The sequence below is a fragment of the uncultured Polaribacter sp. genome (genome assembly GCF_947503855.1).
Classification (GTDB): domain Bacteria; phylum Bacteroidota; class Bacteroidia; order Flavobacteriales; family Flavobacteriaceae; genus Polaribacter.
The window spans coordinates 24,667-49,275 of sequence record NZ_CANNFF010000011.1; the positions used below are offsets into that span (position 1 = coordinate 24,667).

A 24,609-nucleotide genomic window follows, 5' to 3' on the forward strand; every position below is an offset into this window, starting at 1 on the left:
TGTCATTTCGAGTGAAATTCTTTTTTAAAGAATTTTGTATGGAGAAGTTTTGTTTTAAATATCTTCTTACTTATTTAACTCCAAAAAACTTGCAACCAATTCTTCTGTTTCTTTTAAAGCAACTTCTAAATCGTAATTTTTAATAATTTCATCAAACTGTGGTGCGGTAGCAAGTTCTACAGAAGCTTTTGCAATACGCATATTAATTTTGTCTTCACTTTCTGTAGAGCGTTTTTTTAGTCTCTTTTTTAGCGCATCTACACTTGGGGGTTTTACAAAAACTGCTAAAGTTTGTTCTGGGTATTTTTTCTTAATTCTTAAACCACCAACAACATCAATATCAAAAATTACATGTTTTTTTTGTGCCCAAAGACGTTCTACTTCACTTTTTAATGTACCATAAAAATTGTCTCTATAAACTTCTTCCCATTCTAAAAATTCATCATTTCTAATTTTATTTTTAAAATCTTTTAAATCTATAAAATAATAATCTTCACCATCTTTTTCAAAACCTCTTGGCTCTCTAGAAGTTGCAGAAATAGAAAAGGCTAAGTTAAATTTTTCTTGTTTTAATAAATGTCTAACAATGGTAGTTTTACCAGAACCAGATGGTGCCGAAAAAACGAATAGTTTTCCTACAAAATTATCTTTCATACTTAATTTTGTTATGCTGTAATATTCAGCTTTTTTATAAAACGTTTAATATTTGTTCTTTAATTTGCTCTAGCTCGTTTTTCATTTGAATAACTGCTTTTTGCATGGGTGCATAATTAGCTTTAGAACCAGTTGTATTAATTTCTCTACCCATTTCTTGGATGATAAATCCTAGTTTTTTTCCATTAGAATCTGGTGAGTCTAAGGTTTCTAAAAAGTAATCTAGATGGTTTGCTAAACGTACTTTTTCTTCATTTATATCTAGTTTTTCTAGATAATAAATCAATTCTTGCTCAAATCTATTTTCATCGGTCTCTACCTTTAAATCGTCTATAGCCTTTTGTAAACGAGTTTTTACATTTTCTATTCGATCACCATCTAAGGCTTTTACTTCTTTTAAATACGTTTTAATATTGGCAACTCGTTGTCTAAAATCTATTTCTAATGAGGCTGCTTCATCAGTTCTATATTGTATAATTTCTTTGGTAGCAATATCAATAGCTTTTTTTATTTCTGCCCATTCACTTTCATCTAATTCTTCTCGTTCAGTTTTTAAGGCGTCTGGCATTTTTACGGCCATTTTTAGCAATTCAACATCGCTAGAATTACCTGTTTGTACCACATTTCTAAGTTGTTGCATATATTTTTTTACAACACCATGATTAATGGTTGTAGAGGTTTCATCAGCCGTCATTTCTACAAAAATGGAAAAATCTACTTTACCACGTACTAAGGTTTTTGCTAATTTTTTTCTAACAGCTAATTCCTTTTCTTTGTAGTAAGAAGGAATTCTAACATTTAAGTCTAAATTTTTACTGTTTAAAGATTTTATTTCTATGGTTACTTTTTTGGAAGGCAATTGCAAAACTGCTTTACCATAACCAGTCATAGACTGAATCATAAAGAGGTAATTTTAAATTACTTGCAAATATAACCTTATTTGGCAGATTCTTCTACTTGTTTGGTTACTAAATAAACACCTAAAAAAATTAATAAAGTGGCACTAATTTTGGTAAAGTTTAAAGAATCGCTACCAACAATTAAAGCATAAACCGTAGCTATAACAGGTTGTACATATATAAAAACACTTACTGTTGTGGGCTTTAATTTAGACAAACCATAAAGATTGAATACATAGGTAATACAGGTTGTAAAAATAACTACAAAACCAATATTCCAATAGATATTAGAGGGTATTTCTTGCCAAGTAATTTCTGTAAATTCCATATATCCAAAAGGAATTACAAACACCAACCCAAATAAATAAAACCACTTTACAAAAACGATAGGATGGTATTTTTTGATAAGGTCTTTAGCCAACACCAAATACAAACCATAAGAGGAAGCATTAACAAAAACTAAAAAATTGCCTAAATTGTTATTAGTGTTTGTAACAGTTGTATTACTACCTAAAGTAATTAATAATATTGCACCAATTAAACCAATAAAAATCCCTAAAATTCTTAATTTTCCAATAGCTTTTTTTATGATGATACTCGAAAAAATTAGCACCATTATAGGAGAGGTAACCATCATAACTGATGCACTAATAGGAGATGTGTAACTTAATCCTTTAAAAAAAACCAACATATTTAAAGCCACACCAAAAATAGAAGCAATGGCTATTTTTTTAAAGTCTTGTGATGCTATTTTTTTACTTTTAATAAATAAGCCAATAAGCCAAAATATAATTGTAGCACCTAAAACCCTAATTAATATAAAACCAAATGGTTTTACATATGTAGGCATTACAGCTTTGGCAATGGTATAATTAATACCATAAATTAAAGTACCTATAGACACGGCAATTAAAGCAAGGGTTCTTTGATTCATTATTAAACTTCTAAAAAAGAATTAATTTACAAAGTTGATGATTATTTAAAGATTGACATAAAAAAAGAGTTTCAAAATACATTAAAACTCTTTTAAGATTTGATAATTAATTTTTAATTAGTTTACTAAAGGTGGTATTTTTAAGGCTTATCTAGGTTATATTTTATCTTGGATGTTTTAGCATAGGTTTGTTTGCTTCAAAAATAAGGTGCTTATTTCATATTGTTTTAATAGAAACTTTTGCCAATTTTACCTAAAATATTTCCTTTTTCTATGGTTTAAAATTCAGTTATTTCTTTTACAGCTGCAAGGGTCATTTTATCTTCTACAGAAGCTACATCATTGGTGTTACCAACAACCAAAACAACTTTTTCTTTAGTTGCTAAATCTGCAGCTTCTCCCCAAAGAGTTACGGCATCATCATCTACTTCTATACCTAAATTGTTTACTTCTAAGCCTAAATTTGTAATAATAGTTCTAAGTTGGCTAGTTTTTTCTGCGTTTTTCTTCACTGTTGTTTTTTCGATTCCAAAAATTTTGGCACCAGCATTTTTAATACAAGAAATTATTTTCATTTTCATTTTTTTTGAGGTTATGTTAGGTAATATACAAAATTTCGGTTATTCTGTACATTTGTTTCAATCTAAAAAAGAAGACATTCACATTCATCATATTAGAGAAAACAACTCTATACTATATTATGTATCACTCAAATTAAAGCTGTAGACATTTCAAAGGATAGTTTACAGCTTTAAACAATAAAGGCAATATAATTCCTGGTTTAGGAGATGTAGAAGATTTGGCTTTTGGTACTAAATTATAAAAAAATAACGGCTGTTATAGCGCTACTTAAAAGGATAAAAAATAGTATATTTTTATAGGTATTTTTCTGTAATAACTCAATACCATTGGCAATAATTACAGCCGTTGGAAAGAGTAGAAATAAAAATTCAACTCCTTTTTTTGTTGGAACAAACAAACAAAAAAGTAGTGCAACAAAAAAGTTAACAATTAATAACCACCAACTTTTTTTAAAAGAATTATTTACAGCAAGTGCTTTTGGTGATTTTAAAATGAGTGCAAAAACAGTAAGTAGCAGTACAAAAATACTTAAACCCAAAAAACCCTTTTCTGCATATACACCTATGCCTTTAAAGCTATCAAAATAAAAAAGATTGGTAAATACATATGTTTTATCATACCAAAAATAATAAGTAAAATAGAGAATTAAAGGAGTAATAAAACCGATAATGGGAGCAATTAAATAATTTATAACTGCTTTTTGATGCAATAAAATACCTGCATATAAAACCAAGGCAAAAACGGCTGTTAAAGGTTCTAATATAAATAAAATACTCAACCAAAAACCACTATCAAATAATTTTTGAAGTACTATTTTGGGAGATCTTAAACTATATACTTTTCTTAGAAATAAAATATATACCAAAAAAAGCAGCAATGTTTTAAAGGTTAAAAAAACTTCTAAAAAATAACTGATTAAAACAATAAAGGTGAAAAATGCGTACGAATTGTCGAACGTTAATTCGTTTTTGGTAATAATAAAATTAAAAAAGAAAAACAGGATAAAAAATAAACCTAAAAGCCCAGCCAATTTTAATAATAGAATTGGTGTAAAACTAGCTGTAAAAAACAAGGAAAAACAAGTAAATAAGAACAAGCAAACAAAAATGCCCATCAATACGATAAAATTGATTGGTTTAGATTTGCTTAAAAAATTGGCTAGCATTGTTTCTTTTGTTATTTTTGTAGCGTAAAGATAATTAAGTTATGATAGCAAGCAATATTTTTAGATGGATTGGTAGTTTATTTACTGATTTATTATTTCTTCCTTTTGAGTGGTTACGCATAAATATAGCAAACGCAGATTTAGGTTGGTGGATTTCTAATGCAGTAAACTGGGGTTTTTTAGTAGTGCTTTTAGTTTTATTTACATACTGGATGAAAGAGTCTAGAAGATTTGTAAAAGAAGGAACAGAAGACAGAGCTTAATTTTACACTTTGGGAAGTAAAAACAAATTAAAGCGTTTTAAAGAAAACGAAACGTTTCAAAATGTCATTCAGCCAACAAGAGAAGAAGTTGTAACTAACTTTTCTTACAAAGGCAAATGGCATTCTTTTTTTAAAAATAATAATCCTATTATTGTAGAGTTGGGTTGTGGTAAAGGCGAGTATACAATTGCCTTGGCTAGAAAAAACCCGAACATTAATTACATTGGTATAGATATTAAAGGTGCACGTTTTTGGCGTGGAGCAAAAACTGCTTTAGAAGAAAATTTACCCAATGTAGCATTTGTAAGAACACAAGTAGAGTTGGTAGATCTTATTTTTGCAGAAAATGAGGTTTCTGAAATCTGGATTACTTTTCCAGATCCGCAAATAAAATACAAGCGTACCAAACATAGAATGACCAATAGTAGCTTTTTAAAAAAATATCACAAAATTTTAAATAAACAAGGTGTTGTTAATTTAAAAACTGATAGCGAATTTATGCACGGGTATACTTTAGGTTTGTTGCATGGCGAAGGTCATGAAATTTTAAACGCTAACCATAATGTGTATAAAAATGGAGGGACACCAAATGAGGTTACAGAAACACAGACTTTTTACGAACATCAATATTTAGCTGTAGACAAGCCCATTACTTATATAAGGTTTAGGTTACAGTATTCTTAAAAGTAGTACTTTATCTTTCTTAATTTTACCTAAAATTTTTTATCTTCACTCTGTGGATAAAAACGATAATTTTTTTGAAAGAGTCTATAATGTAGTACGTTTAATACCTTTTGGTAAAGTTACAAGTTATGGTGCTATTGCAACTTATTTAGGTGCTGCACGCTCTGCTAGAATGGTAGGTTGGGCAATGAACAAAGCACACAATTTAGAAGATGTACCTGCACATAGAGTTGTAAATAGAAAAGGTTTGCTTACAGGAAAACATCATTTTGATGGCACCAATTTAATGCAACAATTGTTAGAAAATGAAGGTATTGTTGTAATAGATAACCAAATACAAAACTTTGATAGTGTTTTTTGGAATCCTATAGATGAACTCTCTTAATTGTACCACTTCATGAAAAATACTTCTATAAAAATAATAACTAGAAAATTAAATTTACAAGAATGTTACAACTTTGTAACAGATAATTCTTGTGGTGGTATAGCTACATTTATAGGAACTGTTAGAAACGATACCAATGGAAAAGAAGTAACAAAATTAGATTTTTCTACCTACAAGCCAATGGCCATAAAAGAAATGCAAAAAATTGCAGATTTGGCTTTAAAAAAATTCGATATTAAAAAAATTGCCATTCATCATGCAGAAGGTCTTTTGCAAATAGGAGATGTACCTGTTATTATAACAGTTTCGTCTAAACATAGAAAAGCAGCTTTTTTAGCTTGCGAGTTTGCTATAGACACATTAAAAGAAACTGTACCCATTTGGAAAAAAGAATACTTTTCTGATGGCGAAGTTTGGGTAAATACACATCCGTAGTTTTAGTATTCAGTAATAAGTATTTAGTATTAAGATGTTCTTTGCATCAAACTTTCAAACTTGGAAGTGCTAAGAGTTTTTCATTTTTCTTAACTCCTAACCGTTTTTCTACTCTGCAACCACAAATAAAATTGCAAACCAAATAACATTGCACCAGACAGTAAATGAACAGCTTGTGTACCTAAAGGGAATTCTGCGTAATACATTAAAATACCTGTTATAGATTCAATAAAAATTAGTGCTATAATCCAATTTACAATTTTGTATCCTAATTTTTTTGATTGATTGATGTAGAATAAACCAAAGTTTACCAATACAATAGCAATAGTAAAAGACCTATGAAAGTAAAATTTAAAACTAGGATTCATTAAACTATAGTTTTTGTTTTCGAAACCATATAGTTTTATTTGTTCGTCTATAAATTGTCTTACTTGTGTACCCATTGCAATTTGTACTAGCGAAAAAATTACAGAGATAATAAGTAGTTTATTAAAAACCGAATTGTAAGGAAATTTCTTTTTTTCATCACTAATAATAAATTGTAAACCTAATAAAAGCGCAATAATAACTAAACCAACAACCATATGTATCGTAATTGTAGTGGGGTTTAAATTACTGTCTACTACTGTTTTGCCTAGCCAAGCTTCAAACAACATTAAAAAGAAAGCTGCAAAAGCTAAAAACGGAATACGCTTATCTTGTTTTCTTAATTTAAAAGCACTAAAAATCAAAAACAGAAATACAAAACCTGCCAAAACAGAAACCAATCTATTGATGTATTCTGTCCAAGTATGATATTTGTTAAACACATTATAATCGTGTTTTGTGTAGGCTTGCCAATTATCTATATTAAAGTTGGTACTTGTTTTTATGGTTTTTTCTGCAACATATAAAGTTTCGTTTTTTATGATAATAAAACCTTCCTCATAGGTTGTATTGGGTTTCCAAGTTATTTGGTCTTCAGACGTTGGTGGTATTAAATATCCAAAGCATTTTGGCCAATCAGGACATCCCATTCCAGAACCTGTCATTCTTACAATAGCACCTGCTAAAAAAATTAAATAAACAGAAATTATAGCCGCTTTTACAATTTTAGGAAACCTGTTTTTCATTTTAAAAACTTTTTGCAAAGATACTTTAAAAACAAATTATGTAAAACCGTTTTAGGCATCTTATAATTATGTATAAAAATTCTAAATAATAATTTTTTTCTTAAAAAAACGATTCTAAAAAAACATATTTAAGAATTTGAGCTATAGCAAGTAATAGAGTGTTTTTAGGGTTTTAATTAATTAAAAATCAACCCTTTGTAAATGTGTTAAATTTTTACAAATAATTCAAAATAGAGGGTTTTGTTAAAAACTTTAACCGATTTGTGAATAAGTATGGCTTTCTTTTAATCTTAAAAATTACAATCTTTGTTAGATACTAAAACGAACATTAACTTAATACTAAATCATCGTGGAAATTACGCACATTATTAAAAGAGATTATCAAACAACACCCTTTGAATTAGAAAAAATAACAAATGCTATAGAAAAAGCGATGCAAAATGTCAATAATGGCACTAGAAGAGATGCTATAGCTATTTCTAATATTGTTAACGGGGCATTGTTAGAAAGAAAATTAAACGAACCTTTATACATACCAACGGTAGAGCAAGTGCAAGATATTGTAGAGGTAAAGTTAATGGATAGTCCTTTTAGAGATGTTGCAAAAGCGTACATTTTATATAGAGATGAACAAGCAAGAAGCAGAAAAACAAATATTTTTGAAAAACGCGTAAACTTAAAACCTTACGAGTATCCAAATTTATACGAATATGTAGATGCCATTAGACATTCTTATTGGATACATACAGAATTTAATTTTACTAGTGATATACAAGATTTTAAAGCACACCTTTCTGAAACAGAAAGACATGCTATTAAAAACACCATGTTAGCCATTTCTCAAATAGAAGTAGCTGTAAAATCTTTTTGGGGAGACATTTACAAAAAAATGCCAAAACCAGAAATAGGTTCAGTAGGCTCTACATTTGCAGAAAGTGAAGTTCGACACCATGATGCATATTCTCATTTATTAGAAATTTTAGGATTAAATAACGAGTTTAAAAACTTAAAAAAGAATCCTGTAATGATGCGTCGCGTAAATTATTTAGAGTTAGCATTAAAAAATTCTAAAAGTAAAGACAATAAAGAGTTCTCTGAATCTATATTGTTATTTTCTTTATTTATAGAGCACGTTTCTTTATTCTCTCAGTTTTTAATTATTATGGCATTTAACAAACATAAAAATGCTTTAAAAGGTATTTCCAACGTAGTTGAAGCAACTTCTAAAGAAGAGCAAATACATGGAGATTTTGGTATCGACGTAATTAAAATTATAAAAGAAGAAAACCCAGATTGGTTTGATGAGGACTACACCCTAATGATACAAGAAATGTGCAACGAGGCATTTTTCGCAGAAAGTAAAATTATAGACTGGATTTTCGAAAAAGGAGAATTAGATTTCTTACCTAAAAACGTAATTAATGAATTTATTAAAAATAGATTCAACAAATCTTTAGAAAGTATTGGTGTACCAAAAATATTTGATATAGACGAAAAGTTGCTCTCAGAAACAGAGTGGTTTGACGATGAAATTATAGGAACGAAACACGGAGATTTCTTTGTAAAAAGATCTATTAACTACAGTAAAAGAACAAAAAGTATAACTAGCGACGATTTATTTTAAACCATGAACTTAGACACTAAACAAACACAGCAATCACAAACAGACCACGAAAAATTAATTGAGGCAAGAAACTCTTCTCGTAAAGAAATTCTTGATAAGATAAAAACGCCAGAATATACTTGGTTAACAGAAAATAGTCGCAAATTTTTAGAATCAGGTTATTTAACAGAAGGTGCAACACCAGAAAGTAGAATAAGAGAAATTGCAGAAAATGCAGAAAAAATTCTAAAAAAACCAGGTTTTGCAGACAAGTTCGAAAACTATATGGCAGAAGGTTTTTACTCTTTAGCTTCACCAGTTTGGTCTAACTTTGGTAAAAGAAGAGGTTTGCCAATTAGCTGTTTTGGGAGTCATGTAGCAGATGATATGGGAGATATTTTATTCTCGCAATCAGAAGTAGGTATGATGTCTAAATTAGGAGGTGGTACATCTGGTTACTTTGGTAAATTACGTCCTAGAGGTGCAGAAGTTAAAAATAATGGTTCGTCTTCTGGTTCTGTGCACATTATGCAATTGTTCGAAAAAATGGTAGATGTAGTAAGTCAAGGTTCTGTTAGAAGAGGTCGTTTTTCGCCATATTTACCAATCGATCACCCAGATATTAAAGAATTCTTAGAAATTGGTACAGAAGGAAACCCGATACAAGAGTTAACACATGGTGTAACTGTGGGAAGCCAATGGATGCAAGAAATGATTGATGGTGATGTAGAAAAAAGAAGTATTTGGGCTAAAGTATTACAATGTAGAGGAGAAATAGGATATCCTTATATATTATTTAGAGACAACGCAAACAATGGTACTGTAGACGTTTATAAAGACAAAAATTTAGAAATTTACGCAAGTAACCTGTGTACAGAAATTATGTTGCCTTCTAATGATGATTGGTCTTTCGTTTGTTGTTTATCATCTATCAACTTATTACATTATGATAAGTGGAAAGATACAGATGCTGTAGAAACACTAACCTATTTCTTAGACGCTGTAATGGAAGAATTCATTACAAAACTAGAAGTGTTTAAAGATTCAGAAAATAGAGACGATCAGTTCACGTTCCGTTTTATGGAAAAAGCGTATAATTTTGCGAAAGATAACAGAGCGTTAGGGCTAGGTGCTTTAGGATGGCACTCTTTATTACAATCAAAATTATTGCCTTTTGATAGCCAAGAAGCTTACAATTTAAACAACGAAATCTTTAAGGTAATCAAAGAGAAGTCGTATGCAGCTTCTGAAGCCATGGCAAAAGAATATGGAGAACCAGCTATTTTAAAAGGATATGGTAGACGTAACACCACATTAAATGCAATTGCACCAACAACGTCTTCTGCATTTATTTTAGGGCAAGTATCTCAAGGTATCGAGCCAATTTGGTCTAACATTTATGTAAAAGATATTGCAAAAATTAAAACCACGATTAAAAATCCAATTTTAGAAAGTGTTTTAGAAGAAAAAGGACAAAACACAACAGATGTGTGGAGAAGTATTAGAGATAATGATGGTTCTGTACAACATTTAGAGTTTTTATCAGAATTTGAAAAAGACGTTTTTAAAACATACTCAGAAATAGATCAAAACGTAATTGTTTATCAAGCCGCAAACCGTCAAAATTATATAGATCAAGGGCAATCTATAAACATTATGGTGCATCCAGATATGCCAATTAAAGACGTAAATAAAGTATATGTTAATGCGTGGCAATTAGGTGTAAAATCTATGTATTACCAACACAGTATGAATGCTGCACAGAAATTCAAGCAAAAGAAAGAATGTGCTTCTTGTGAAGGGTAAGCATTTTTTAAATTAAAAGTAGATTAAAAAGAGAAGTAGCAATACTTCTCTTTTTTTTTGAAGCTATTTCCAGCTTTCACTACTCGCTTTTTTTATTCAAAAAAGAATAAAAAAGAGCTCAAACAAGTCGTTCAATCTGGGCTAGACTTGTTTAAATATAATTCGCTTATTTTTAACTTAATTATTCTTTTAAATAAACAGTGCAAAGTATTTTTGTATTTTCGTTATAAATTTATAAATGGAAAAGAACAAATATTATTTAGCTATCATATTTTTATTTAGTACAATAATTTCTTGTTGTCAAATTCAACATATAGAATTACCAAAAAGCTACACATCTGAAATAAATATAAATTCAGACACCCCTTTATTTAAAATATATATCGAAAAAAATGGAATCGTTTTTTTTAATGATAAAAAAATTAAAATCAAGAATTTAGGTAATATTCTTTTTAATAAACGTAATTCTATGTCTCAAGATTTGGTTCCTTTTATTATAACTGAAATCTATGCTGATAAAAATGTTTCTTACAAATATATTGAAGAAGTAAAATCTCAATTAATTAGAGCTTTATTTTTAAATATAGTTTACAAATCAGGGTCTTTGTATGGTAGTAAAGGAGTTTTGCATAAATTAGGGAAAACAACTTTACTAAATATTATTAATTATATTGATGCTGGTTTTGAAAAAAATTTTAAAGAAGAGTTAGAAAAAGAATTTTATAGCTTAAATTTTGGAAAAGTTAGCAAACTAAACCAAAAAGTAAATTATAAAAAAGTTTATTTCCTTAAAGGAGGGAAAATTAAATTAGGTGAAAAAGTTTTTAATCACAATAGTGTATCTTTATTGTATAAACATCTTAACAATGTAGATTTTTTCTATCTGATTCCAGACAAGAGAATTTCATACAACGATTATTTAAGTAACTTGGCAGAAATAATTAAAATCTATCAAAAAAATAAAAAGCATATATCTTTTATTGAAATTACAAATAATTTACAGACTGAAATAAATAAAAGTAATTTTAAATTTTAAATTAAAATTAAATGAACTGGCAACTACTCCTTTCTTTAAAGCGATTTGGTGATACACAAGAACGACCAAGAATAGCACAAGACGAAACACGTTTGGGCTTTGATGTAGATTTTGATAGAATCATTTTTTCATCAGCATTTAGAAGTTTGCAAGACAAAACACAGGTAATACCTTTATCAGAAACCGATTTTGTACACACACGTTTAACTCATAGTTTAGAAGTTTCTGTGGTGGGTAGAACTTTAGGCAGAAGAGTAGGTAAAGTGTTGTTAGAACGCCATCCACAATTAAAAGAACTTGGCTATACCTTTAACGATTTTGGGGCCATTGTTGCAGCAGCTTCAGTAATGCACGATATTGGGAATCCGCCTTTTGGGCATTCAGGAGAAAAAGCCATTGGCGAATATTTTAAAACAGGAAAAGGATTACAATACAAAGCCCAATTAACGGCCAAAGAATATCAAGATTTAATCGATTTTGAAGGAAATGCAAACGGTTTTAAAATCCTTACAGAATCTAGAGAAGGTATTTCTGGTGGTTTACGATTAAGTTATGCCACTTTAGGCGCGTTTTTAAAGTATCCTAAAGAGAGTTTGCCTAAAAAACCTACCCATCATATTGTTGATAAAAAATATGGAGTTTTTCAATCGGAAAAAGCTGTTTTTTTAGATGTGGTTCAAGAATTAGGAATGCAACAAAAATCTTCAGAAAACATTTCTTATTACAGACATCCATTAGCATATTTGGTAGAAGCTGCAGATGATATTTGTTACACCATTATAGATTTTGAAGATGGTATTAACTTAGGTTTAATAGAAGAAGAGTTTGCACTAGAATACATGATTAAGTTGGTAAAAGATACTATTGATATTAAGAAATATCATTCTTTACAACATAAAACAGACAGAATAAGTTATTTAAGAGCCTTAGCCATTGGAGTGCTAATTAATGAGGCTGTAGATATCTTTTTAGCCAATGAAGAATCCATTTTAAAAGGAACTTTTGAGAAATCTTTATTAGATAAATGTAAGTATGAGGCACAAATAAATGACATTATTAAAATAAGTATTGATAAAATTTACAAGAGTAAAGAAGTCATTGAAAAAGAAGTAGCAGGTTATAGAATTATTGCAGATTTATTAGATGTTTTTGTAACTGCATTAAACAATAAATACAATTGTAATGCCTCTAATTTTGATAGTTTGGTGCTAAATTTATTGCCAGAAGAATACAAATCAAAAACTAATAATTTATACCATAGAATTATGCAAGTTTGTAGTTATGTGTCTAGAATGTCAGATAGTTATGCTATTAGAACCCATAAAAAATTAACAGGTAATATTATTTAGATCTGACAATAATTACTAAATTTGATTGCATTTTAAAAATATATTTATGAATAAAAAAATATTTTTATTTATTTTGGCAATAGTTGCCTTGGTAGCAGTACTTTTAACAAGTAACTCAGAAACAGATTTTGATAAGAAACAAAAAGAATATGCGGCTTATCTAACAAATCATCCTTACTCAAAAAGGAAAAATTTAACTCCTGATGAGTTAAAAGCAATTCCTAAAAAAGACCGTCCAGATTTAGCATTTGAGCAAGATTTTTTAAGAACAATGGACCCTAATACAAAAAAATTACATCAAGATAGATTAGTAAATGCTTTAAAGTATAGTGAAAAAATAAAAAAGCAAAGGTCTGCGAGAAAAAGTGCTGTCACAGACTTTAACTGGGAATCTAGAGGTCCAAAACAAGTTGCTGGTAGAGTTAGAGCTATGATGTTTGACCCAAATGATACAGCAGATAAAAGAGTTTTTGCTGGTGGTGTCAGTGGTGGGATTTGGAAAAATGAAGATATAACTGATGAAAATTCACCATGGAGTATGGTGTATCCTGAAATGTCAAATTTTGCTATTTCTGCTATGGATTTTGATCCAGTTCAAACAAACACTTTTTATTTAGGGACAGGAGAAGGTTGGCGAAATGTAGATGCTGTAAATGGTGCAGGAATTTGGAAAACAACAGACGCTGGTGCTACATGGAGTAATTTAGCTTCAACAACTAATTTTGAGTATGTTTATGATTTAATTGTTAGAGATGAAGGTGGAGAAATAGGTGTCATATATGCTGCTATGCAAGATTTAGAGGGAATTAATTCTGAAGGTACAGATTTATTTAGATCTGAAGATGGTGGTATTACTTGGACAATAGCAACTATCGAAGCAGTTAGAGATTTAGAACTAGGAGCTGACAATAAGATTTGGGCAGGGACAGCCAATGGTTCTATTTTTTCTTCTACTGACGGTACAACTTGGACGTCTAATTATACATCTTCTTTGAGTTCGTTGGGTAGAGTAGAGTTAGCTGCAGCACCCTCAAATTCAAATGTTGTTTATGCTATAATAGCAAGTAATAATACTGTTGGAGAAATTGTTAAAACTATTGATTCTGGTGCAAATTGGACAAATATTCCAGAGCCATCAGATGTAAGAGATTCTTCTGTACCAAATGATGACTTTTCTAGAGGGCAAGCATGGTATGATTTAATTATAAATGTAAGTCCTTCAGATGAAAATGAAGTATATGTTGGAGGTATAAATACATTTAAAACTTTAGATAGTGGAGATTTTTGGTTTAAAATCTCTAGTTGGGAGAGTTTTTATGATAGCTCCGTTAGTTATGCTCATGCAGATATACACAATATTATTTTTAGACCTAATCATAATCAATTATTAATTTCTACCGATGGTGGTATATTTTACTCACCTGATAATTCTACAATACAAACAAAAATTGGTATTGTACCAAGAAATTTAAACTTTAATATTACACAATATTATTCTGGTGCCTTAGATCCAATAAACGATAATATAATTATTGGAGGAGCACAAGATAATGGAACCACTCTTTTATTTGACCCTGGAATAAGTGATACTGAAGAAATTTTAGGAGGAGACGGAGGTTTTAGTTTTATAGATCAAACTGCTACAAATGCCACAGAGAGTATCTATAGAATTGCTTCTACACAAAGAAATGTTGCTTACTTATATGATTCTTCTGATCTAGATTCTGATTATGTAACATTAATAAATAATAGCGATAAAGGAAATTTCATTAATTCTGCTGATTATGATGACGAAAACAATGTGTTTTACTCGTTTAATGATAATAACGAAATTACAAGGGCTAAACTAAAACCCGATTTTGAAAGCCAAGGAGATAGAAACAATTTTAACGGAGTAAAAGATATTATTACAGCTTCATTTATAGGAAATAGAGATGTTACTCATATAAGAGTTTCTCCTTATAATAAAGAAAATAGAAAAGTTTTTTTAGGTACAGATCAGGGTCGCTTTTTAGTTATTAATACAAATGATGATACTGTAACCTTAAATAGAACACCAAATGTAATTGGAGCAATTTCTTGTATAGAAATTGGAGCAACTGAAGATGAAAGGATATTAACTTACTCTAATTATGGCGTAAAAAGTGTTTGGTACACAATAGATGGTGCTGAAACTTGGATAGATGTTGAAGGAAATTTACCAGACATACCAGTAAGATGGTCTTTATTTAATCCTTTAAATAGAAAACAAGTTCTATTAGCAACAGAAGCTGGTATTTGGAAAACAGAAGATATAACTGCAGATTCTGTTGTATGGGAACCTGCATCTGAAGGTATGGGTAATGTAAGAGTAGATATGTTACAATATAGAGCTTCAGATAATTTAGTGTTAGCAGCCACTCATGGTAGAGGAATGTTTACAACAAACTTTACAGCTGGTACAGCTTCAATTGATGAAGTTGTGCCAAATACCAAAGCTTTTACAGTATATCCAACCATTTCTAATGGTAACTTTACAGTATTTGCAAAAAGCACTTTAGGAAATGCTAAATTAGATGTTTTTGATATTTCAGGTAGACAGGTTTACACTTCTAAAATTAACTTTTCTGAGAACGAAAAACAATCAATTTCTTTAAATGCAACTAACGGGATTTATATTGTAAACCTTACAGACGAGAAAGGAAAAAGATCTTCTAAAAAGATAGTTATACAGTAATATGCATATTTAATCATATAAAAAAAGACGCTTTTAAGCGTCTTTTTTTTGTAAGTAAGAAGTTAAAGTATTTTTTAAACTACAAGCATCTAAACCAACAGTATGTTGTAAATTAAAAATACTACCATGTTCTATAAAATTATCTGGTAAGCCTAATGTTTTAATATTATTATGGTAATTATTTTTTGCAGCAAATTCTAGTATTGCAGTACCAAAACCTCCTTTAACAACACCGTCTTCAATCGTTATAATTGTTTTATGGCTTGTAAATATTTCTTTTAAAAGGTTTTGATCTAAAGGTTTTATAAAACGCATATCATAATGAGAAAAGTTAGATGAATTACTCATTAAGCCTAACGCTTCTGAAATATTTGATACAATAGTTCCTATAGATAAAATTGCTATATTTTTACCTTTTTGTAAACAAATTCCTTTGCCTATTTCTATATTTTCGAAAGGTTTTTGCCAGTTTACAATGTTGCCATAACCTCTTGGGTAGCGAATTGCAATTGGATGTTGTAAACCTTTTTGAGCAGTATATAAAATGTTACGTAGCTCAATTTCATTTCTTGGAGCAAATATGATTAAATTAGGAATACACCGTAAGTAAGCCAAATCGAAAACGCCATGATGTGTAGCACCATCCTCACCAACCAAACCTGCTCTATCTAAACAAAAAATTACGGGTAAATTTTGTAAAGCTACATCATGTATTACTTGGTCATATGCACGTTGCAAAAATGTTGAGTAAATATTACAAAACGGAACCAATCCTTGAGTGGCCATACCTGCAGCTAAAGTAACCGCATGTTGTTCTGCAATACCAACATCAAAAGTTCTTTTTGGAAACTTATCAAACATTAACTTTAATGAACTTCCGGTTAACATAGCAGGTGTAATTCCAACAATTTTCTCGTTTTTTTCTGCTAATTCAACTATAGTTTTACCAAAAACATCTTGGTATTTCGTGTATGGGTTTATTTCTTTTTTTACCCTTTCACCAGAAATTTTATCAAATTTTCCTGGTGCATGGTAAGTTACTTGATCTTCTTCTGCTTTTTGTAAACCTTTGCCTTTTTTGGTAATTATATGTAAAAATTTAGGGCCTTTTACAGATTTTAATCGTTTTAATTCCAATACTAATTTTTCTATGTCATGTCCGTCAATAGGACCAGAATAATTAAAATTTAAAGCCTTAATAATGTTGTTTTGTGCTGCTACTCTTTTATCGCTTTTTACTTTCGTTAAATATTCTTTTAAAGCTCCAACAGATGGGTCAATTCCTATAGCATTATCATTTAAGATAATTAAAATATTTGCTTTTGAAACACCAGCATGATTTAGAGCTTCAAATGCCATACCACTTGCAATAGATGCATCACCAATAACAGCAATATGTTGTTTTTCTTTGGCACCTTTTAAATTAGATGCAATTGCCATCCCTAAAACTGCAGAGATAGAAGTAGATGAGTGTCCAACTCCAAAAGCATCAAATTTACTTTCTTTTCTAGATGGAAAACCTGCTATACCGCCAAACTGTCTATTGGTATCAAAAACATCTTTTCTTCCTGTAAGAATTTTATGTCCATAGGCTTGATGACCAACGTCCCAAACTAATAAATCATTAGGTGTGTCAAATAAATAATGCAACACAACAGTAAGTTCTACTACACCTAAACTTGCACCTAAATGACCTTCTTTTGTAGCAACAATATCAATAATATATTCGCGTAATTCTTCAGCCAATTGTGGTAATTGGCTAACCTCTAATTTTCTTAGATCTGTTACATTTGATATTTTTCCTAATAAATTCTTCATTCAATGACAAAAATACAACATCAATTTTTGTATTATTGAATTTTAGTATTCAAAAAAGAATGATACAGCCATTTGATGATATTTATTTTATGAAAAAAGCCTATCAAGAAGCAGAAAATGCTTTTGATAAAGGCGAAATACCTGTGGGTGCAATTATTGTTTTAAATAACCAAATAATTGCAAGAGCCTATAACTTAACAGAAACCTTAAATGATGTTACTGCACATGCAGAAATGCAAGCATTTACCGCTGCAGCAGATTTTTTAGGAGGTAAATATTTAAAAGATTGCACGTTGTATGTTACTTTAGAGCCTTGTCAAATGTGTGCAGGTGCAAGTTATTGGGCGCAAATTGGTAAAATAGTTTATGGTGCTTCTGAATTAGAAAGAGGTTTTAAAAACTTAAATACCACATTACACCCAAAAACCAAAGTTATTGGTGGTATTTTAGAAAATGAGTGCTCTCAACTCTTAAAGCGTTTTTTTATTGAGAAACGTAATTTGAATTAATGATTTGTTAAAGTTTTATTTAAAAGTTTGTTATGTGATTGCTTTTAGTGAACTTAAGTTCTTAATTCAAACTTTCTTAATTACATTGGTTACAATGCCCCATATTAAAAAATCATTTTCCTCTGTAATATTAATAATTGGATAATCAGGATTTTCTGGCTGTAACCAAACCTCATTTTTTTCTACTCGCAATCTTTTTACGGTAAATTCTCCATCTAAATAACAAACAGCAATTTTGTTGTTTTCAGGTTGCAAACTTCTGTCTATAACTAACAAATCGTTGTCTTCTAAACCTGCATTAATCATAGATTGTCCTTTTACTTTTGCAAAAAATGTGGTGTTTTTGTTTTTTACCAATTCTTCATCTAAAGAGACTCTGTCTTGTTCAAAATCTTCTGCAGGTATAGGAAAACCAGCAGAAATACCAGTATCAATAAATATGGCACCTTCTATAGAAGAGGGTTTTGGGGTAAAAAAAATAAGATTTTCCGATGTTTGCATAGAACTGCAAATTAAAACTTTTCTTTTAATTTTTATAAATTTTCATCTTTATTTTTTAAAGTAACTTTATCATAAGCATTTTTTAATTTTGCAATAACAATGGGTAATTCCTCTAAATTTAAATGGGCAAACCCAAAACGAATCGCACAAATTTCTTGGGTTTGATATAAAATGGTTTTCGGTAAAAATAAATTATTTTTTTCGGCTTCAACAGCTAGTTTAATCAAAGGTATTTTTACTTTAAATTCTAACCAAAGTGCTAAACCTCCAGCAGGAACTGTCCAAGTTGCAATTTCAGAAAAATAAAGTTTTAAAAGTTGACACAAAGCATTTCGTCTTTGTTTGTAAATAACAATATTTTTTTTCATCAACCTGTAAATTTCTCCTTCATTTATCAGTTCTGATAGCATTTGTTCTTGTATCAAATCTCCTTGTTCATCTAATAAATACAAGTAATTTTCTGCCTCAGAAATAATGTTTTCTGGAGCAATTACAAACCCTGTTTGAAAACTTGGAAATAAAGATTGTCCTAATTTTCCCAAATAAATAATCATTCCATCTGCATCTGCACTAGCCATGGGTAGCATAGGCGCTCCATCAAACTGAAAATCGTAATCAAAATCATCTTCTATAATGGCAAATTCGTATTGTTTTGCTAACTTTACTAAATCCAATCTGCGTTTCGCACTTAGTGTTACCGTTTTTGGATAATCTCTTTGTGCACAAACATATACGCATCTAATTTGTCCTTTTACAAAGTTTTTTTTGATGAAATCCACATTCAAACCATCTTCATCAACTGGTACTGTTTTGATAGAAGCACCCACTTGCTGAAAAATCATGTTTGATGCGTAATTGCTCAAACTTCCTACTAAAACCACCTCTTTTGGTTTTATTAAAAGTTGAGAAACAATGTACAAACTCATTTCTGTACTTCTTGTGCTTAAAATATTTTTTGGGTTGATGTAAAAACCTCTTGTGGCATTTAAATAATTACACAGTTGGGTTTGAAATATCGAATAAGTGCTTTCATTGGGTCTGTTCCATTTTTTGATTAATGTTTTACGTTTCATAGCAGCACTGTACCATCTTGTAAATTCGTTTACAGGGTGCAAACGTAAATCTGGTTTGCCATCATTAATACTGTAGGTTGCATTGGTAGTTTGTATGGTAGAGGCTAAATGAAATGATTTTTGAAAAGGAAATCCTGTTTTTTTTGCATACGAATAAGGATTATTTTTTTTGGATGAAATCGATTTTAAGTTTGTTTTTTTTAGCGCAGTTTCTATTACAAAAGTTCCTTTATTAGGGATAATTTCTACCCAAGCTTGTGAAGCCAATTCATCATAAATTGCCACAGCTGTATTTCTGTGAACTTTTAAAACTTTACTTAAAGCACGTGTTCCTGGTAACTTGGTTCCTTTTTTTAAAAAACCACGTTGAATAATATTTATAATCTGTTGTGCAACTTGAACGTAAATAGGTTGTGTCTCAGTAATATCAAATTTTAAATATTTTTCAAATAACTCAAAAACCGGACTATCATTCATTTTAAAACTGGACTATTTTTATCGTCCGGAAAGTTACGACTTTTGCAGTCTAATAAAAACATCATTTATGAAAATTAAGTTTAGCCTTATAGTTGTTTTTTTATTTTTTGCATTTCAATTAAATGCGCAAGAAAATATGATTAAATCAGATACTTTAAAAGAAGTTGTAATTACATCTACCAGAATAGATTTACCTTTTAAAGAAAACTCTAGAACTATAAATATTTTTACAAAAGCAGCTATAAAAAATAGTGCAGCAACCAATGTTGCAGATTTATTACAACAAGTTGCAGGTGTAGATATTAGAAGAAGAGGTACAGCTGGTAGTCAAGCAGATTTGTATATTAGAGGTGGTGGTTTTGATCAAACTTTATTATTAATAGATGGTATTAAAATGGACGATGCACAAACTGGTCATCATTCATTAAACGCAGCTTTACCTATTGAAGTTATAGAAAGAATAGAAGTTATAAAAGGACCAGCAGCAAGAGTTTTTGGACAAAATGCATTTACTGGAGCTATAAATATTGTAACAAAAAAAAGGTTAAAAAACACAGCTTCTTTAAATGTTGAAGCAGGTTCTTTTGGGCAATTAAACGGTTCTTTAACTGTTGGAAAAGAGTTTGAAAACACATCGATTATTGCACATGTTGGTGCTTTAACTTCAGATGGTTATCGTAATAATTCTGATTATAAAAATAATAATTATTTTATAAAAGCAATTGTAAACAAGAAAAAACAACCCATAGAAATTATTGGAACGTTTTTCGATAAAAAATTTGGTGCAGAAAATTTTTACACTACAAATCCTGCTTGGAACGAGTATGAAGAAACACAAAATAGTTTGTTAGGTGTTTCTACTACTTTTAGAACTGATAAATTTAAAATTATACCTAGAGTTTATTGGAGAAGAGGTCAAGATATTTTCTTGTTAAAAAGAAATGACCCAAGCTTTTTTAGGAATTTACACATTACCCATAAAATTGGTGTAGAAACCAATGTTTCTTATACTTCTAAATTAGGTGTAACTGGTTTTGGAATCGATATTTCTAAGTTTTCTATTAGTAGTAATAATTTAGGGGATAGAAATAGAACCATGGCGAATTTATTTTTAGAACATCGTTTTAAATTGGGTGATTATGTAGATGTTACACCTGGTATAGCTGTAAGTTATTTTTCAGATTTTGATGTAAATGCCTTTCCTGGTTTCGATTTAGGTGTAAAATTATCTGATAACGTAAAAGCTTATGGTAATGTAGGGTATACCTTTAGAGTACCTACATATACAGATTTATATTACAGCGATCCAGCAACTTCTGGAAACCCAAATTTAGAACCAGAAAGTGCTTTTGCACAAGAAATTGGTTTGAAATATAATACAAACCGTTTTACAGGTTCTGTTGCTTTTTTTAATAGAGATTCAGACAATTTAATAGATTATATTAGGCCCAATACAGGAGTTAGCGTTTTTACAGCAGCAAATATTGCAGAAGTAAACACACAAGGTTTTGAAATTGAAGGAAATTACAATTTTAAATTAGTAGGCTACAACCAAACTTTAAATTTTGGATATACCTATTTAAATGACAATATTTTAGACCAAAATAAAGATTTGTCTCGTTATTCTTTAAATACATTAAAACATCAATTTATAACTCGTTTTTCTTCAAGATTGTTTAAAAATGTGCGTCAGAATATTATTTATAAACATGCAGAAAGAACGGTTGGTACTAGCTATAATGTTTGGGATGCTTCTGTAATTATAGATTTTCATAAATTCAATTTTACCATAACAGCCAACAATATATTTGATGCAGATTATATTGAGTCTGGTTTTGTACCTATGCCACCAAGTAATGTTTTATTTGGTTTGCAATACAATTTTTAAAAATAATTTCCCAACATATTTATTTTTATTAGGGACAATAGTCCCTTTTTTTTAAAGCAGAAATTATTAATAATAGAATACGTTTTATAACAATTATTCCCAACCATCATTCTTATTTAGAGCGGTGGTTTTTTTGTTTATAAAGTCCAATTTCTTTACAATTTCTTAACTTTGCAATCAAAAAAATGCGATGTCTTTAAACTTATCTCAAATTGATAGCGTAAAAACTATTACCAAACAAGATTTTATAAAAAATTATTTTAAGCCACAAAAACCTTTAGTGATAGAAAATTTTATAGAAGATTGGCCAGCTTATAAAAAATGGAATTTAGAGTACATGAAAGAAGTTGCAGGAGACAAAACTGTGCCTTTATATGATGATAGACCTGTAGACTATAAAGATGGTTTTAATGAGCCACATGCCACGATGAAAATGAGTGAATATGTAGATTTGCTAAAAACACAACCTACAAAATTTAGAATTTTTCTTTGGAATATTTTAAAAGAAGTACCCATTTTACAAAAAGATTTTAGCTATCCAGATTTTGGCTTGCGTTTAATGAAAGGTTTGCCAATGCTATTTTTTGGTGGTACAGATTCGTACACATTTATGCATTATGATATAGATTTGGCAAATATTTTTCATTTTCATTTTGAAGGTAAAAAAAAAGTAATTCTTTTTGATCAAAAACAAAACAAGTATTTATATAAGATACCTCATTCTTTAATAACCAGAGAAGATATTGATTTTTCCAATCCTGATTTTAAAAAATGGCCTGCTTTAAAAAAAGCGAAAGGGTACATTACAAATCTTGAGCATGGACAAGTTTTATACATGCCAGAAGGATATTGGCATTACATGAAATACATCACTCCAGGTTTTTCTATGAGCTTAAGGGCCATAGCACGCAAACCTAAAAACTTAGGAAAAGCCATTTATAATGTTTTTGTAATGCGAACCATAGACAGTGTAATGCGCACAATAAAAGGACAAAATTGGATAGATTGGAAAAACAATCAAGCCATTGTAAAAACAAATAAATTTAATAATATTAAAAACACATAATTTTGTGTTTCTATTGTTGATTTTAATTCGAAGTTTTTTAGGCGTTAAAAAATAGTATTTTATAGAAGCCCTTAAAAAAAGATATAAATCTGTTCTGATTACAGGATCAAAAGAAAGAGATATGCTAGATTGATAACATTATCTAAAAAGTTATGTTTATCATATATGTAACCAAGTATATGCTTCTATTTCCTTTATGAATCAACTAATGAAAATTGAAAAAAGCCTCACAGAATTAATTTTGTGAGGCTTTTTTAATTTAGTGTTTAAATACCTTACTTAAACAGTCTAAAAATATCATTACCATTTGCAAATAGTAGTAGTATTATCAACAAAACAAAACCAACAACTTGTGCATACTCTAAAAATTTATCTCCAGGTTTTTTACCTGTAATCATTTCCCAAAGGGTAAAAACTACATGACCACCATCTAAAGCAGGTATTGGCAATAAATTCATAAAGCCTAACATAATAGATAAAAATGCTGTAATTTCCCAGAAAGATTGTGCGCTCCATTCTGCAGGAAAAATACTCCCAATAGAAATAAAACCACCTAAACCTTTGTACGCTCCTGTACTTGGATTAAAAATCTTTTTTAATTGTTTTACGTAATCTGTTAAAGTTTTCCAAGATTTTTTAAAACCAGCAGGTATAGCTTCAGAAAAAGAATACTCTACATCTGCTAATTGGTAATAGCCTAATTTTTCTAAATCTTTAAACGAAAGTTGACCTAAGCCAACACCAAGTTTAGCATCTTCTGTAACCTTTAAAGGAATTTCTTTTGTAGTAGTTCCTCTTTTAACAGTTACTGTAATGTCTTTATTTTTATATTTTTCTAACTCAGTTTGTGCCTCATCAAAATATTTAATAGATGTACCATTTATAGCAATAATTATATCTTTTGTTTTTAAATCTGCCTTTGTGTTTGGCGAATCATCTGAAATACCAGCAACAACAAAAGGATACCTTGGATATAAAAAAGGCCCAGCATCTTTACCTCTATCCATTAATTGAGAAATAAAATCTTCTGGAATTTCTTTATCAATAACTTGTCCGTTTCTTTCTATCTGATAGTTCTCTCCATTAATAAATTCTAAAGATAAACCTCTAAATTTCTTGATTTTTTCGCCATCAACAGTTAAAACTTTATCACCTGTTTGTAAGCCCAAGTTTTCTGCCAATTCATTTTCTACCCAAACACCATCAACTACATTTTCGTTAGGTAAATATTTTTCTCCATAAGCCCACATTAGCATAATGTAGATAAAAATACCTAATACAAAATTTACAAAAACACCACCCAACATTATAATTAAACGTTGCCACGCAGGTTTAGAGCGAAACTCCCAAGGTTGTGCAGGTTGTTTCATTTGCTCAGTATCCATACTTTCATCTATCATTCCAGATATTTTTACATATCCACCCAAAGGAATCCAGCCAATACCATAAACGGTTTCTCCAATTTTTTTCTTAAAAAGAGAAAACTTATAATCGAAGAATAAGTAGAATTTTTCTACCTTGGTTTTAAACAATTTTGCAGGGATAAAGTGCCCCATTTCGTGCAAAACAATTAATAAAGATAAACTTAATATAAATTGCGATGCTTTTATTAATATTTCCATTCAGCGTTAAATCATAATTAAAAAACGCACAA

General features: G+C 29.7%; 22 protein-coding genes. 12 read left to right on the top strand and 10 right to left on the bottom strand.

Annotation, left to right across the window (positions count from 1 at the left end):
* Positions 1-66 precede the first annotated feature (66 nt).
* The 5 genes from gmk to Q0662_RS10245 all read right to left on the bottom strand — a co-directional run bounded on the left by gmk (position 67) and on the right by Q0662_RS10245 (position 3,934).
* Positions 67-654: a guanylate kinase gene (gene gmk / locus Q0662_RS10225; protein WP_298949405.1), complete on the bottom strand. Its 588-nt coding sequence runs from the start codon at positions 652-654 to the stop codon at positions 67-69.
* Positions 655-688: 34 nt separating this feature from the next.
* Entirely contained in the window at positions 689-1,555 is an 867-nt protein-coding gene (locus Q0662_RS10230; protein WP_298949406.1) for a YicC/YloC family endoribonuclease, read from the bottom strand.
* Between the two features lie 35 nt (positions 1,556-1,590).
* Positions 1,591-2,487: a DMT family transporter gene (locus Q0662_RS10235; RefSeq protein WP_298949408.1), complete on the bottom strand. Its 897-nt coding sequence runs from the start codon at positions 2,485-2,487 to the stop codon at positions 1,591-1,593.
* 278 nt (positions 2,488-2,765) lie between these two features.
* Positions 2,766-3,062, bottom strand: coding sequence for a BON domain-containing protein (locus Q0662_RS10240; protein WP_298949410.1), 297 nt, complete (start codon positions 3,060-3,062; stop codon positions 2,766-2,768).
* Positions 3,063-3,304: 242 nt separating this feature from the next.
* A complete protein-coding gene (locus Q0662_RS10245) occupies positions 3,305-3,934 on the bottom strand; it encodes a hypothetical protein (RefSeq protein ID WP_367181300.1) in 630 nt (209 codons plus the stop codon).
* Between the two features lie 341 nt (positions 3,935-4,275).
* Here Q0662_RS10245 and Q0662_RS10250 point away from each other — a divergent pair, with 341 nt between their 5' ends.
* The 4 genes from Q0662_RS10250 to Q0662_RS10265 are packed head-to-tail and all read left to right on the top strand — an operon-like array spanning position 4,276 to position 6,001.
* Positions 4,276-4,497, top strand: coding sequence for a hypothetical protein (locus tag Q0662_RS10250; protein WP_298949414.1), 222 nt, complete (start codon positions 4,276-4,278; stop codon positions 4,495-4,497).
* 9 nt (positions 4,498-4,506) lie between these two features.
* A complete protein-coding gene (gene trmB, locus Q0662_RS10255) occupies positions 4,507-5,181 on the top strand; it encodes a tRNA (guanosine(46)-N7)-methyltransferase TrmB (protein WP_298949416.1) in 675 nt (224 codons plus the stop codon).
* Between the two features lie 52 nt (positions 5,182-5,233).
* The gene (locus Q0662_RS10260; RefSeq protein WP_298949418.1) at positions 5,234-5,566 is read left to right on the top strand and encodes an MGMT family protein; all 333 of its coding nucleotides are present in this window, start codon (positions 5,234-5,236) and stop codon (positions 5,564-5,566) included.
* A gap of 12 nt (positions 5,567-5,578) precedes the next feature.
* On the top strand, positions 5,579-6,001 hold the full coding sequence (locus Q0662_RS10265) for a molybdenum cofactor biosynthesis protein MoaE (protein ID WP_298949420.1): 423 nt from the start codon (positions 5,579-5,581) through the stop codon (positions 5,999-6,001).
* Between the two features lie 89 nt (positions 6,002-6,090).
* On the opposite strand, the gene Q0662_RS10270 is transcribed toward Q0662_RS10265, so the two are convergent.
* The gene (locus Q0662_RS10270) at positions 6,091-7,113 is read right to left on the bottom strand and encodes a COX15/CtaA family protein (RefSeq protein ID WP_298949422.1); all 1,023 of its coding nucleotides are present in this window, start codon (positions 7,111-7,113) and stop codon (positions 6,091-6,093) included.
* Between the two features lie 349 nt (positions 7,114-7,462).
* Here Q0662_RS10270 and Q0662_RS10275 point away from each other — a divergent pair, with 349 nt between their 5' ends.
* The 5 genes from Q0662_RS10275 to Q0662_RS10295 all read left to right on the top strand — a co-directional run bounded on the left by Q0662_RS10275 (position 7,463) and on the right by Q0662_RS10295 (position 15,623).
* The gene (locus tag Q0662_RS10275; protein ID WP_298949424.1) at positions 7,463-8,737 is read left to right on the top strand and encodes a ribonucleotide-diphosphate reductase subunit beta; all 1,275 of its coding nucleotides are present in this window, start codon (positions 7,463-7,465) and stop codon (positions 8,735-8,737) included.
* Between the two features lie 3 nt (positions 8,738-8,740).
* Positions 8,741-10,522: a ribonucleoside-diphosphate reductase subunit alpha gene (locus Q0662_RS10280; protein WP_298949427.1), complete on the top strand. Its 1,782-nt coding sequence runs from the start codon at positions 8,741-8,743 to the stop codon at positions 10,520-10,522.
* A gap of 238 nt (positions 10,523-10,760) precedes the next feature.
* Positions 10,761-11,558: a hypothetical protein gene (locus Q0662_RS10285; RefSeq protein ID WP_298949429.1), complete on the top strand. Its 798-nt coding sequence runs from the start codon at positions 10,761-10,763 to the stop codon at positions 11,556-11,558.
* Between the two features lie 11 nt (positions 11,559-11,569).
* The gene (locus Q0662_RS10290; RefSeq protein ID WP_298949431.1) at positions 11,570-12,907 is read left to right on the top strand and encodes a deoxyguanosinetriphosphate triphosphohydrolase; all 1,338 of its coding nucleotides are present in this window, start codon (positions 11,570-11,572) and stop codon (positions 12,905-12,907) included.
* A gap of 46 nt (positions 12,908-12,953) precedes the next feature.
* Positions 12,954-15,623 (top strand): T9SS type A sorting domain-containing protein, encoded by a 2,670-nt coding sequence (locus Q0662_RS10295; protein WP_298949433.1) that lies wholly within the window; start codon positions 12,954-12,956, stop codon positions 15,621-15,623.
* 33 nt (positions 15,624-15,656) lie between these two features.
* On the opposite strand, the gene dxs is transcribed toward Q0662_RS10295, so the two are convergent.
* A complete protein-coding gene (gene dxs, locus Q0662_RS10300; RefSeq protein ID WP_298949435.1) occupies positions 15,657-17,441 on the bottom strand; it encodes a 1-deoxy-D-xylulose-5-phosphate synthase in 1,785 nt (594 codons plus the stop codon).
* Positions 17,442-17,500: 59 nt separating this feature from the next.
* On the opposite strand from dxs, the gene Q0662_RS10305 reads away from it, so the two are divergent.
* Entirely contained in the window at positions 17,501-17,950 is a 450-nt protein-coding gene (locus Q0662_RS10305) for a nucleoside deaminase (RefSeq protein WP_298949437.1), read from the top strand.
* A gap of 66 nt (positions 17,951-18,016) precedes the next feature.
* Here the strand turns inward: Q0662_RS10305 and Q0662_RS10310 are convergent, their stop codons facing one another.
* Both Q0662_RS10310 and Q0662_RS10315 read right to left on the bottom strand, forming a co-directional pair.
* Complete coding sequence (locus Q0662_RS10310) at positions 18,017-18,451, bottom strand: LexA family transcriptional regulator (protein WP_298949440.1); 435 nt, start codon at positions 18,449-18,451, stop codon at positions 18,017-18,019.
* Between the two features lie 32 nt (positions 18,452-18,483).
* Positions 18,484-20,001, bottom strand: a complete 1,518-nt coding sequence (locus tag Q0662_RS10315; RefSeq protein ID WP_298949442.1) for a PLP-dependent aminotransferase family protein — start codon at positions 19,999-20,001, stop codon at positions 18,484-18,486.
* A 67-nt stretch (positions 20,002-20,068) separates the two neighbouring features.
* Here Q0662_RS10315 and Q0662_RS10320 point away from each other — a divergent pair, with 67 nt between their 5' ends.
* Together Q0662_RS10320 and Q0662_RS10325 are read left to right on the top strand one after the other, a co-directional pair.
* The gene (locus Q0662_RS10320; RefSeq protein WP_298949444.1) at positions 20,069-21,889 is read left to right on the top strand and encodes a TonB-dependent siderophore receptor; all 1,821 of its coding nucleotides are present in this window, start codon (positions 20,069-20,071) and stop codon (positions 21,887-21,889) included.
* A gap of 190 nt (positions 21,890-22,079) precedes the next feature.
* Positions 22,080-22,955: a cupin-like domain-containing protein gene (locus Q0662_RS10325; protein WP_298949446.1), complete on the top strand. Its 876-nt coding sequence runs from the start codon at positions 22,080-22,082 to the stop codon at positions 22,953-22,955.
* Between the two features lie 275 nt (positions 22,956-23,230).
* On the opposite strand, the gene rseP is transcribed toward Q0662_RS10325, so the two are convergent.
* Entirely contained in the window at positions 23,231-24,577 is a 1,347-nt protein-coding gene (gene rseP, locus Q0662_RS10330) for an RIP metalloprotease RseP (protein ID WP_298949448.1), read from the bottom strand.
* Positions 24,578-24,609 lie beyond the last annotated feature (32 nt).

What these genes read in the sequence shown, in the direction of transcription:
- gmk (WP_298949405.1), bottom strand. Translation starts at nt 654, where the DNA reads ATGAAAGATAATTTTGTAGGAAAACTATTCGTTTTTTCGGCACCATCT.
- Q0662_RS10320 (WP_298949444.1), top strand. Translation starts at nt 20,069, where the DNA reads ATGAAAATTAAGTTTAGCCTTATAGTTGTTTTTTTATTTTTTGCATTT.
- Q0662_RS10240 (WP_298949410.1), bottom strand. Translation starts at nt 3,062, where the DNA reads ATGAAAATAATTTCTTGTATTAAAAATGCTGGTGCCAAAATTTTTGGA.
- Q0662_RS10280 (WP_298949427.1), top strand. Translation starts at nt 8,741, where the DNA reads ATGAACTTAGACACTAAACAAACACAGCAATCACAAACAGACCACGAA.
- Q0662_RS10305 (WP_298949437.1), top strand. Translation starts at nt 17,501, where the DNA reads ATGATACAGCCATTTGATGATATTTATTTTATGAAAAAAGCCTATCAA.
- dxs (WP_298949435.1), bottom strand. Translation starts at nt 17,441, where the DNA reads ATGAAGAATTTATTAGGAAAAATATCAAATGTAACAGATCTAAGAAAA.
- Q0662_RS10315 (WP_298949442.1), bottom strand. Translation starts at nt 20,001, where the DNA reads ATGAATGATAGTCCGGTTTTTGAGTTATTTGAAAAATATTTAAAATTT.
- Q0662_RS10235 (WP_298949408.1), bottom strand. Translation starts at nt 2,487, where the DNA reads ATGAATCAAAGAACCCTTGCTTTAATTGCCGTGTCTATAGGTACTTTA.
- Q0662_RS10230 (WP_298949406.1), bottom strand. Translation starts at nt 1,555, where the DNA reads ATGATTCAGTCTATGACTGGTTATGGTAAAGCAGTTTTGCAATTGCCT.
- Q0662_RS10265 (WP_298949420.1), top strand. Translation starts at nt 5,579, where the DNA reads ATGAAAAATACTTCTATAAAAATAATAACTAGAAAATTAAATTTACAA.
- Q0662_RS10270 (WP_298949422.1), bottom strand. Translation starts at nt 7,113, where the DNA reads ATGAAAAACAGGTTTCCTAAAATTGTAAAAGCGGCTATAATTTCTGTT.
- Q0662_RS10310 (WP_298949440.1), bottom strand. Translation starts at nt 18,451, where the DNA reads ATGCAAACATCGGAAAATCTTATTTTTTTTACCCCAAAACCCTCTTCT.
- Q0662_RS10290 (WP_298949431.1), top strand. Translation starts at nt 11,570, where the DNA reads ATGAACTGGCAACTACTCCTTTCTTTAAAGCGATTTGGTGATACACAA.
- Q0662_RS10325 (WP_298949446.1), top strand. Translation starts at nt 22,080, where the DNA reads ATGTCTTTAAACTTATCTCAAATTGATAGCGTAAAAACTATTACCAAA.
- Q0662_RS10285 (WP_298949429.1), top strand. Translation starts at nt 10,761, where the DNA reads ATGGAAAAGAACAAATATTATTTAGCTATCATATTTTTATTTAGTACA.
- rseP (WP_298949448.1), bottom strand. Translation starts at nt 24,577, where the DNA reads ATGGAAATATTAATAAAAGCATCGCAATTTATATTAAGTTTATCTTTA.
- Q0662_RS10250 (WP_298949414.1), top strand. Translation starts at nt 4,276, where the DNA reads ATGATAGCAAGCAATATTTTTAGATGGATTGGTAGTTTATTTACTGAT.
- Q0662_RS10295 (WP_298949433.1), top strand. Translation starts at nt 12,954, where the DNA reads ATGAATAAAAAAATATTTTTATTTATTTTGGCAATAGTTGCCTTGGTA.